This is a genomic window from Streptomyces jumonjinensis (assembly GCF_009600885.1).
Lineage (GTDB): Bacteria > Actinomycetota > Actinomycetes > Streptomycetales > Streptomycetaceae > Streptomyces > Streptomyces jumonjinensis.
The window spans coordinates 1-10,859 of sequence record NZ_VCLA01000063.1; the positions used below are offsets into that span (position 1 = coordinate 1).

The window sequence follows — 10,859 nt, forward strand, 5'->3', positions numbered from 1 at the left end:
CCTCCCCTGGGCCGTGGCCCGCCGTCCGTGGTTCGGCGTCTGCCGCCCTCGGACGGGTGTCCGCCGTCCCCGGGCCACGGTGCGGCGTTCCCGGGAGGCCGCCTGCCTTCCCCGGGGTAGGATCCGGCGTCTTTGGGCCGCCGGTGGTGGCCCACCGGTGGTGGCCCGCCGTCCCCCACCCGTCGTCCGGTGATCCTGGGAGGCTGCCCGCCGAACCCGGGGCGTGGTTCGGCGTCCCGCGTCCGGCGCCCGGCCCTCCCGGGAGGCCGCCCACCCTCGCCGGGGCATGGTCCGGCGTCCCCGGCCCGTCGTCCGCCTCCCTCCGGCGGTGGCTCGGCGTTCCCCGACCGGCGTCCGCCGATTCCGGGCCGTGGCCCCGGCACCCCGGGCCGTGGCCCCGGCACCCCGGGCCGCCGTCCGCCTCCCCCGGACCCTCGGCCGGTGTCAGCAGGTCCGCGATGTCCAGGATGTGATGGCCGCTCATCGAGGGCAGGCAGCTGCCCCGGACCGGGCCGATCGCCGATGCCCAGGGCGGCGGGATCGCCGAGGAGCCCGAGACCGCGCCTGCCAGCGCCCCCGCCACCGCCGCCGTGGTGTCCGCGTCGCGGCCCATGTTGACCGCGGTCAGCACCGACATACGGAAGTCGCCGCGCGCCGCCGCGAACGCGCCGAACGCCAGCCCCACCGCCTCCGGGGCCAGATCGGTCCACGGATAGCCCCCGATCACCACCGAGGAGCGGACCGCCCGTTCCATCGTCAGGGTGTCCTCGTAGCCGCGTTGCGCGGTGACCACTCCCCGGCGCAGCGAGCGGGCCGTCCAGGAGTCCATCGGGATCACCGAGAGCGCCGCGCCGATCACCCCGGCGGGCCCCGCGCCCGCCATCGCCGCCGCGACGCCCGCGGCCACCGCCTGGCCCCCGTAGATGCCCTCGCCGTCATGGCTGACCGTGCCGTCGATCGCCACCAGCCGGGCCGCCTCCAGCGGGCGGCCCGCCGCGAACACCCCGAACGGCGCGGCCCGCATCGCGAGACCGTCGCTCCAGGCGTGCCGGTGCTGGGCGGAGATGGGGGCGGCGAGTCCCCGGCGCAGATTCTCCAGGGTGCCGCGCTCGCTGAACCCGGCCCCCCGGAAGGGCCCCTCGTCCAGATCGGCGATCCAGTGGTGCCACGCCGTCTCCACATGGGTCACGGTCAGCGCGGAGCCATGGCGGGCCAGCAGCAGACCGGAGAAGATCGCGTACTCGGTGTCGTCCGTGCCGGCCGGGTCGTCGTCCACGAAGCCCTCGATCCGCCCCCATCTGCGGCGGATCTCGGACGGACGGAGGTTCTCCGCGGGCGCGCCGAGCGCGTCGCCCACCGCGAGTCCGAGCAGTGCTCCGCGGGCGCGGTCCCGGAGCGTGGGGGAGGCGGGCGGCGGCGCCGGGGGAGTGGGCCCGCACCCGGAGGGGGCGGCGGGATTGCAGGCGATCGACTCCATGGGGCGGGCCCCTTTCGCGCGCGATGCTGTTCGCTGGCATCTGTGCCCCGGGAGGCGTGCCGCGAGACGGGGAATCGCTCCCACTCACCCTCTCGACTCCAGGTAAGTACGGCCTGCCTTGCTGGCGGGCCCCTTACTTCGTGCGTATTTTCGATCCTGTTCGAAAGGTGCGGAACGATCAGTTCCGGCGCCGGGGAAGGGGATAGCTGTGTCCATCATCGAGACCGAGGCGCCACTGCACGCGGCGCACCGCGACAACCACACCCACCGCGATGTCAACGGCGGCTGGCTGCGGCCCGCGGTCTTCGGGGCGATGGACGGGCTGGTGTCCAATCTCGCCCTGATGACGGGTGTCGCGGGCGGTTCGGCGTCGCAGCAGACCATGGTGATCACCGGGCTCGCCGGACTGGCCGCGGGTGCCTTCTCGATGGCCGCGGGGGAGTACACCTCCGTCGCCTCGCAGCGGGAGCTGGTCCAGGCCGAGTTGGAGATCGAGCGGCGGGAGCTGCGCAAGCACCCGGTCGACGAGATGGAGGAGCTGGCGGCGCTCTACGTGGCGCGCGGGGTGGAGCCGGAGCTCGCCCGGGAGGTGGCGATGCAGCTGTCCCGGGACCCCGAGCAGGCGCTGGAGATCCATGCCCGCGAGGAGCTGGGGATCGACCCGGACGATCTGCCGTCGCCGGCGATCGCGGCGGTGTCGTCGTTCGGGGCCTTCGCGCTGGGGGCGCTGCTGCCGGTGCTGCCGTATCTGCTGGGGGCGACATCCTTGTGGCCCGCGGTGGCGCTGGCGCTGGCCGGGCTCTTCGGCTGCGGAGCGCTGGTGGCCCGGGTGACGGCCCGGAGCTGGTGGTACAGCGGGCTGCGCCAGCTGGCCCTGGGCGGAGCGGCGGCGGCGGTGACCTACGGCCTGGGCGCCGCCTTCGGAGCCGCACTCTGACGGCGCCCCGGGGCGGGCCCCCGAGGCGGACCTCCGGGACGGACCCCCGAGGCGGACCCCCGGGGCGGACTCCCGGATGACCCTCGGGGCCGGACCCCTGGCATGACTCCGGGGCGGGCTCCCGGAGGGCCCGGGGCGGCCCCGGATGACCCTCGGGACGAGCTCCGGGGTGGACCCCGGGCGGACCACGGAGACGGACTCCGGGCCGACCCCCGGGACCGCCGCCGGGAACCACCCCTGGGGTGGGCCCCGGGATGGACCCCGGGTACGCCCCGACGCAGCCCCCCCGAGACAGACCCCGGGACAGACCCCGGGATGTAATCCGGTACGCCCCCGGGGCGCACACAGGCCGCTCGGGGTGAGACACTATGCGAGACGGCGTAAATGTAGCCGTAACTCGTCGGTTTCGATCCCTTCATCACCGGGCATGAGCCGAGGGCGCCACGGGCAATGAAGCCCGTCCCGCAACGATCACGCGAGGATCACACGACGATCCCGTGAACACGGAACCGCATCAGCTACCGCCGTCTCACCCCCTACGGTGTCCGCATGCTGGAATGAGTTATCCGCTTTCCGGGATTCTCTCCATCATGTAACCTGCACGAAATTTCGCAGAGGGCCAACGTCGTCCCTCGGCACTGAACATGCCACGACGACGACGGGAGAGCCGATGCGTTCCGACGCCTGGTCGCCCATGGACGGTCGCCCCGCCCCCCAGGGGCTCTACGACCCCCGTAACGAACACGACGCGTGCGGCGTCGGGTTCGTGGCCACCCTCACCGGTGTAGCCAGCCATGAGCTGGTGGAACAGGCGCTGACCGTACTGCGCAACCTGGAGCACCGAGGCGCCACGGGCTCCGAGCCCGACTCGGGGGACGGCGCTGGAATCCTGTTCCAGGTGCCGGACGCGTTCCTGCGCGAGGTCAGCCCCTTCGAGCTGCCCGAGGCCGGGGCGTACGCCGTCGGCATCGCCTTCCTCCCGGTGGACGGCGCCGACGAGGCTGTCTCACGTATCGAGACGATCGCGGACGACGAGGGGCTCACCGTCCTCGGCTGGCGGGAGGTGCCCGTCACCCCCGACCTCCTCGGCAACGGCGCGCGCGCCACCATGCCGGTTTTCCGCCAGCTCTTCGTGGCCGGGACCGCCCCCCAGGCCGAAGGCTCCGAGGACGGCGCCTGCACCGGCATCGCGCTCGACCGCAAGGCTTTCGTCCTGCGCAAGCGCGCCGAGCACGAGGCGGGCGTCTACTTCCCCTCGCTCTCCGCGCGCACCATCGTCTACAAGGGCATGCTCACCACCGGCCAGCTGGAGCCCTTCTTCCCCGACCTCTCCGACCGGCGGCTCGCCTCCGCCGTGGCGCTGGTCCACTCGCGGTTCTCCACCAACACCTTCCCGAGCTGGCCGCTGGCCCACCCCTACCGCTTCGTCGCCCACAACGGCGAGATCAACACCGTCAAGGGCAACCGCAACTGGATGCGCGCCCGCGAGTCCCAGCTCGAATCCGGCCTCTTCGGCGGCGGCAAGAGCAGCGGCGGCAAGAGCGGCGGCGAGAACGGCAGCGACCTCGCCCGCTTCTTCCCGGTCTGCACCCCCGACGCCTCCGACTCCGCTTCCTTCGACGAGGTCCTGGAGCTGCTCCACCTCGGCGGGCGCTCCCTGCCCCACGCCGTGCTGATGATGGTCCCCGAGGCGTGGGAGAACCACGACTCCATGGACCCCGCCCGGCGCGCCTTCTACCAGTTCCACTCCACGATGATGGAGCCCTGGGACGGCCCCGCCTGCGTCACCTTCACCGACGGCACCCAGGTCGGCGCGGTCCTCGACCGCAACGGGCTGCGCCCCGGCCGCTACTGGGTCACCGACGAGGGCCTCGTCGTCCTCTCCTCCGAGGTCGGCGTCCTCGACATCGACCCCGCCAGGGTCGTCCGCAAGGGCCGCCTCCAGCCCGGCAAGATGTTCCTCGTCGACACCGCCGAGCACCGCATCATCGAGGACGACGAGATCAAGGCGTCCCTCGCCGCCGAGCAGCCTTACGCGGAGTGGCTCGAAGCCGGGATCATCGAGCTGGAGGACCTGCCCGAGCGTGAGCACATCGTGCACACCCACGCCTCGGTCACCCGCCGCCAGCAGACCTTCGGCTACACGGAGGAAGAGCTCCGCATCATCCTCGCGCCGATGGCGAGGACCGGTGGCGAGCCCCTCGGCTCCATGGGCACCGACTCCCCGATCGCCGCGCTCTCCGAGCGCCCCCGGCTGCTCTTCGACTACTTCACCCAGCTCTTCGCCCAGGTCACCAACCCTCCGCTGGACGCCATCCGCGAGGAACTGGTCACCTCCCTGCGCTCCTCGCTGGGCCCCGCCGGCAATCTGCTGGAGCCCACCGCGGCCTCCTGCCGGAGCGTCACCCTGCCCTTCCCGGTGATCGACAACGATGAGCTCGCCAAGCTCATCCACATCAACGCCGACGGCGACATGCCCGGGATGAAGGCCGCGACCCTCTCCGGCCTCTACCGCGTCAGCGGCGGCGGCGAGGCGCTCGCCGCCCGTATCGACGCGATCTGCGCCGAAGCGGACACCGCCATCGAGGACGGCGCGCGGCTGATCGTGCTCTCCGACCGGCACTCCGACGCCGAGCACGCCCCGATCCCCTCCCTGCTGCTCACCTCCGCCGTCCACCACCACCTCATCCGCACCAAGCAGCGCACCCAGGTGGGCCTGCTGGTGGAGGCGGGCGATGTGCGCGAGGTCCACCATGTCGCGCTGCTGATCGGCTACGGCGCCGCCGCCGTCAACCCGTATCTCGCGATGGAGTCCGTCGAGGACCTGGTCCGCGCCGGAACCTTCATCCAGGACATCGAGCCCGAGCAGGCCATCCGCAATCTGATCTACGCCCTGGGCAAGGGCGTGCTGAAGGTCATGTCCAAGATGGGCATCTCGACCGTCGCCTCCTACCGGGGCGCGCAGGTCTTCGAGGCCATCGGCCTGGAGGACGCCTTCGTCGAGAAGTACTTCAACGGCACCACCAGCAAGATCGGCGGCGCGGGCCTCGACATCGTCGCAGGCGAGGTCGCCGCCCGGCACGTCAAGGCGTACCCCGTCTCCGGCATCCCCTCGGCGCACCGCGCGCTGGAGATCGGCGGCGAGTACCAGTGGCGTCGTGAGGGCGAGCCGCACCTCTTCGACCCGGATACGGTCTTCCGCCTCCAGCACTCCACCCGCAACCGCCGCTACGACATCTTCAAGCAGTACACCGAGCGGGTGAACGAGCAGTCCGAGCGGCTGATGACCCTGCGCGGGCTCTTCGGCTTCGCCGCCGGCCGGGAAGCCGTCCCGATCGACGAGGTCGAGCCGGTCAGCGAGATCGTCAAGCGGTTCTCCACCGGCGCGATGTCGTACGGGTCCATCTCCCGCGAGGCCCATGAGACCCTCGCCATCGCCATGAACCAGCTCGGCGGCAAGTCCAACACCGGTGAGGGCGGCGAGGACCCGGAGCGGCTCTACGACCCCGCCCGGCGCTCCAGCATCAAGCAGGTCGCCTCCGGACGCTTCGGTGTGACCAGCGAATACCTGGTCAACGCCGATGACATCCAGATCAAGATGGCGCAGGGCGCCAAGCCCGGCGAGGGCGGCCAGCTGCCCGGCCACAAGGTCTACCCCTGGGTCGCCAAGACCCGCCACTCCACCCCCGGCGTCGGGCTGATCTCCCCGCCGCCGCACCACGACATCTACTCCATCGAGGATCTCGCCCAGCTGATCCACGACCTCAAGAACGCCAACCCGAAGGCCCGCATCCACGTCAAGCTGGTCTCCGAGGTCGGCGTCGGCACGGTCGCCGCCGGAGTCTCCAAGGCCCACGCCGACGTGGTGCTGATCTCCGGCCACGACGGCGGTACGGGAGCCTCCCCGCTCACCTCGCTCAAGCACGCGGGCGGCCCCTGGGAGCTCGGCCTCGCCGAGACCCAGCAGACCCTCCTCCTCAACGGGCTGCGGGACCGGATCGTCGTCCAGACCGACGGCCAGCTGAAGACCGGCCGCGATGTGGTCATCGCCGCACTGCTCGGCGCGGAGGAGTTCGGTTTCGCCACCGCGCCGCTCGTGGTCTCCGGCTGCGTCATGATGCGCGTCTGCCATCTCGACACCTGCCCGGTGGGCATAGCCACCCAGAACCCGGTGCTGCGCGACCGCTTCTCCGGCAAGGCCGAGTACATCGTCAACTACTTCGAGTTCATCGCCGAGGAGGTCCGCGAGATCCTCGCCGAGCTGGGCTTCCGCAGCGTCGAGGAGGCGGTCGGCCACGCGGAGCTGCTCGACACCGAGCGGGCCGTGAGCCACTTCAAGGCCCAGGGACTCGACCTCGCCCCGCTCTTCCACGTCCCCGACCTGCCCCAGGGCGCGGTACGCCACGCACTGATCGAGCAGGACCACGGACTGGCCAAGGCGCTCGACAACCAGCTGATCAAGCTGGCCGCCGACGCGCTCGACGCCGAATCCGCCGAGGCGGCCCAGCCGGTCCGCGCCCAGGTGCCCATCCGCAACATCAACCGGACCGTCGGCACCATGCTCGGCTACGAGGTCACCCGGAAGTTCGGCGGCGCGGGACTGCCCGACGACACCGTCGACATCACCTTCACCGGCTCCGCGGGCCAGTCCTTCGGCGCCTTCGTCCCGCGCGGCGTCACCCTCCGCCTGGAGGGCGATGCCAACGACTACGTCGGCAAGGGCCTCTCCGGCGGCCGGATCGTCGTCCGCCCCGACCGCGCCGCGGACCATCTCGCCGAGTACTCCACCATCGCGGGCAACACCATCGCCTACGGAGCCACCGGCGGCGAGCTGTTCCTGCGCGGGCGCACCGGCGAACGGTTCTGCGTCCGCAACTCGGGCGCCACCGTCGTCTCCGAAGGCGTCGGCGACCACGGCTGCGAGTACATGACCGGCGGCCGGGCCGTCGTCCTCGGCGAGACCGGACGCAACTTCGCGGCCGGCATGTCCGGCGGCGTCGCCTATGTCATCGATCTCGACCGCGACAACGTCAACTCCGGTAACCTGGGGGCGATCGAGCCGCTCGGCGAGACCGACCGGCAGTGGCTGCACGACGTCGTGCGCCGCCACCACGAGGAGACCGGCTCCACCGTCGCCGAGAAGCTGCTCGCCGACTGGCCCGCCGCCGCGGCCCGCTTCAGCAAGATCATCCCGACCACGTACAAGGCAGTGCTCGCCGCCAAGGACGCCGCTGAGCTCGCCGGTCTCTCCGAGCAGGAGACCACCGAGAAGATGATGGAGGCGGCGATCAATGGCTGACCCCAAGGGCTTCCTGACCACCGGGCGCGAGGCCGCCAAGACCCGGCCCGTGGACGAGCGTCTCAAGGACTGGAACGAGGTCTATGTTCCCGGCTCCCTGCTGCCGATCATCGGCAAGCAGGCCAGCCGCTGCATGGACTGCGGCATCCCCTTCTGCCACAACGGCTGTCCCCTCGGCAACCTCATCCCCGAGTGGAACGACTACGCCTACCGGGAGGACTGGGCGGCGGCCAGCGAGCGGCTGCACGCCACCAACAACTTCCCGGAGTTCACCGGCCGGCTCTGCCCCGCGCCCTGTGAGGCCGCCTGCGTGCTGGGCATCAACCAGCCCGCCGTCACCATCAAGAACGTCGAAGTCTCCATCATCGACAAGGCGTGGGACTCCGGCGACGTCACCCCGCAGCCGCCCGAGCGGCTCTCCGGCAAGACCGTCGCCGTCATCGGCTCGGGCCCGGCCGGACTCGCCGCCGCCCAGCAGCTGACCCGGGCCGGTCACACCGTCGTCGTCTACGAGCGGGCCGACCGCATCGGCGGACTGCTGCGCTACGGCATCCCCGAGTTCAAGATGGAGAAGGTGCACATCAACCGCCGCATCGAGCAGATGCGCGCGGAGGGCACCAAGTTCCGTACCGAGGTGGAGATCGGCCGTGACATCGACGCGGCCAAGCTGCGCCGCCGCTATGACGCGGTCGTCATCGCGGCCGGTGCGACCGTCTCCCGCGATCTGCCCGTCCCGGGCCGTGAGCTGACCGGCGTCCACTTCGCGATGGAGTATCTGCCGCTCGCCAACAAGGTGCAGGAGGGCGACTTCATCGCCCCGCCGATCACCGCCGAGGGCAAGCATGTCGTCGTCATCGGCGGCGGCGACACCGGCGCGGACTGCGTGGGCACCGCCCACCGCCAGGGCGCGGCCTCCGTCACCCAGCTGGAGATCATGCCCCGGCCGGGCGAGGAGCGCGCCGCGGGCCAGCCCTGGCCCACCTTCCCGATGCTCTACAAGGTCACCTCGGCGCACGAGGAGGGCGGCGAGAGGGTCTACTCCGTCTCCACCACCCGTTTCGAGGGCGACGAGGACGGACATGTCCAGGCCCTGCACCTGGTGGAGGTGGAGTTCAAGGACGGCAAGCTGGAGCAGAAGCCCGGCACCGAGCGCCGCATCCCGGCCCAGCTGGTCACCCTGGCGATGGGCTTCACCGGTACCGACCGGGCCAACGGCCTGGTCGAGCAGTTCGGCCTGGAGCTGGACGCGCGCGGCAATGTCGCGCGGGACACCGAGTTCGCCACCAATGTGGACGGTGTGTACGTCGCCGGTGACGCAGGCCGCGGCCAGTCGCTGATCGTCTGGGCCATCGCCGAGGGCCGCTCGGCCGCCCGTGGCGTGGACCGCTATCTGACCGGGGCGAGCGAGCTGCCCGCCCCGATCCGCCCCACGGATCGGGCGCTGACCGTCTGAGCCGACCGTCTGATCCGACCAGAGACGTCCCGTACAACGGCGTACGGAACTGAGTGCGGCGCCCGCCTCGTCCCCGACCGGACCATGGGCGGGCGTCGCCGTGTACCGGCCCGCCGTGACCTCCCGGGTTCCCTGACCTCCCGGGGGTCAGGGCGCGTCGGCCGACCGGCCCTCCGGCCTGTGGTCGAGCCCGCTCCCGCCAGCCGGCCCCCCGGGTCTTCGGTCAGCTGCTCGGAGTCCAGTACCGGTAGACCTCGGTGACCGTGGGCTGCTCGGCCGACTTGGGGAAGTGAAGCCCCTCGGCGACCGGCGCCATCACGGTGAAGAACTTCTCCATCGCCTCCCTGTTCTGCCAGATGTCGAAGACCTGGATTCCCGAGTCCACCGCCACGCAGACATGGCCCAGACACCCCGCGAAGGTATCGCCGGGAAGCGCCTGGAGCTCTGCGTTGAGGTCGTCGTACTGAGCGGTGGTCACGCCGGGGAGTGTGGCGTGCATCAGGATCGTCATCAGGGTCTCTCCTTCTCCGGCGGGGCTCGTGATCCTCCCCGCCGCCGCCCTGGCGGCCCTTACCCCTCCTCAGGACAGCACGTTCGCCGCCGCATGGGAATCCAGGCGGCGGGTTAATCCAGACAGCGGATGTCCGGTTTCAATGGTGGACTCGGTGCATGACCTCGCACTCCTGGGCCGCCTTCCACACGGCGGAGCCCGCTTTCGCCGACACCGTCCGCACACGCTTCGAGAAGTACCGCCATCACGTCCTCGCCACTCTCCGGAAGGACGGATCGCCGAGGGTGACCGGACTTGAGGTGATCTTCCGGGAGGGCGAGCTCTGGCTCGGCATGATGACCGGCTCCCTCAAGGCACGGGACCTCCAGCGCGATCCGCGCTTCGCCCTCCACGCCAACCCCGGGCCGGACGCCTCCATGGACGGCGGCGACGTCAAGATCTCGGGGCGCGCGGTGGAGGTGACCGACGAGGGGCGGCTGGCGGCCTTCTCGGCGGCCATCGGCCATCCGCTGCCCTTCCATCTCTTCCGGGCCGAACTCTCCGACGTGGTGCGCACCTTCGTCGAGGGCGAGGAGATGGTCGTACGCTCCTGGCGGCCCGGCGCGGGGGTCGTCACCCGCCGCCGCGACTGACCGCGCCTCCCCGTCCCGCGCCTCCCCGTCCCGCGCCTCCCCGTCCCGCGCTCCCCGCCCCGGACGAACCCCGCGCTCCCCGCCCCGGACGAACCCCGCGCTCACCGCCCCGCCAGCACCCGCGCCCGGCAGCGGGCCGGCGTCCCCCAGGCGTCCCGCAGCGGCCGGGCCTTGCGCAGCCACAGCGACAGATCCAGCTCCTCCGTGTAGCCGATCGCGCCGTGCAGTTGCAGCGCGGTCCGCGCGGCGGCGTACCCGGCCTCACCGGCGGCGACCTTCGCGGCGGCGATGTCCACGGGATCCAGCGTGACCGCGGCCCCGTACACCAGCGGCCGGGCGAACTCGATCCGGATCAGCGTGTCCGCCAGCCGGTGCTTGACCGACTGGAACGCCCCGATGGGCACGCCGAACTGGACGCGCTGCTTCGCATACGCCACGGTCCGCTCCAGCAGCGCGGACCCGACGCCCAGCGCCTGCGCGGCGGTGAGCAGCCGCGCCAGCTCCCCGGCCGGCGCCGCCGCCCGGGCGACCGGCACGCCCTGGGCGAGCC

Annotated in this window: 6 protein-coding genes and 1 pseudogene; 4 read left to right on the top strand and 3 right to left on the bottom strand. The window is 71.8% G+C overall.

The features are described from left to right. Window positions 1-412: 412 nt before the first annotated feature. Window positions 413-1,477: pseudogene (locus FF041_RS07935) on the bottom strand (ADP-ribosylglycohydrolase family protein); the annotation flags it as partial. Between the two features lie 208 nt (window positions 1,478-1,685). Between FF041_RS07935 and FF041_RS07940 the strand changes: the two are divergent. The 3 genes from FF041_RS07940 (at window position 1,686) to FF041_RS07950 (ending at window position 9,166) form a co-directional block, all read left to right on the top strand. After that, window positions 1,686-2,414 carry a VIT1/CCC1 transporter family protein gene (locus FF041_RS07940; protein ID WP_323372228.1) on the top strand — a complete coding sequence of 243 codons (729 nt, stop codon included), beginning with the start codon at window positions 1,686-1,688 and terminating at the stop codon, window positions 2,412-2,414. A 670-nt stretch (window positions 2,415-3,084) separates the two neighbouring features. Then, window positions 3,085-7,713 (top strand): glutamate synthase large subunit, encoded by a 4,629-nt coding sequence (gene gltB / locus FF041_RS07945; RefSeq protein ID WP_153521645.1) that lies wholly within the window; start codon window positions 3,085-3,087, stop codon window positions 7,711-7,713. After that, window positions 7,706-9,166, top strand: coding sequence for a glutamate synthase subunit beta (locus FF041_RS07950; protein ID WP_153521646.1), 1,461 nt, complete (start codon window positions 7,706-7,708; stop codon window positions 9,164-9,166). Before gltB ends, FF041_RS07950 begins: the two co-directional genes overlap by 8 nt. A gap of 223 nt (window positions 9,167-9,389) precedes the next feature. Here FF041_RS07950 and FF041_RS07955 read toward each other — a convergent pair whose 3' ends face one another. Beyond that, window positions 9,390-9,677 (bottom strand): hypothetical protein, encoded by a 288-nt coding sequence (locus tag FF041_RS07955; protein WP_153486168.1) that lies wholly within the window; start codon window positions 9,675-9,677, stop codon window positions 9,390-9,392. Window positions 9,678-9,835: 158 nt separating this feature from the next. On the opposite strand from FF041_RS07955, the gene FF041_RS07960 reads away from it, so the two are divergent. Next, a complete protein-coding gene (locus tag FF041_RS07960) occupies window positions 9,836-10,309 on the top strand; it encodes a pyridoxamine 5'-phosphate oxidase family protein (protein WP_153521647.1) in 474 nt (157 codons plus the stop codon). Window positions 10,310-10,410: 101 nt separating this feature from the next. On the opposite strand, the gene FF041_RS07965 is transcribed toward FF041_RS07960, so the two are convergent. Further along, a partial coding sequence (locus tag FF041_RS07965; protein ID WP_153521648.1) for an acyl-CoA dehydrogenase family protein occupies window positions 10,411-10,859 on the bottom strand: 449 nt, incomplete at its 5' end.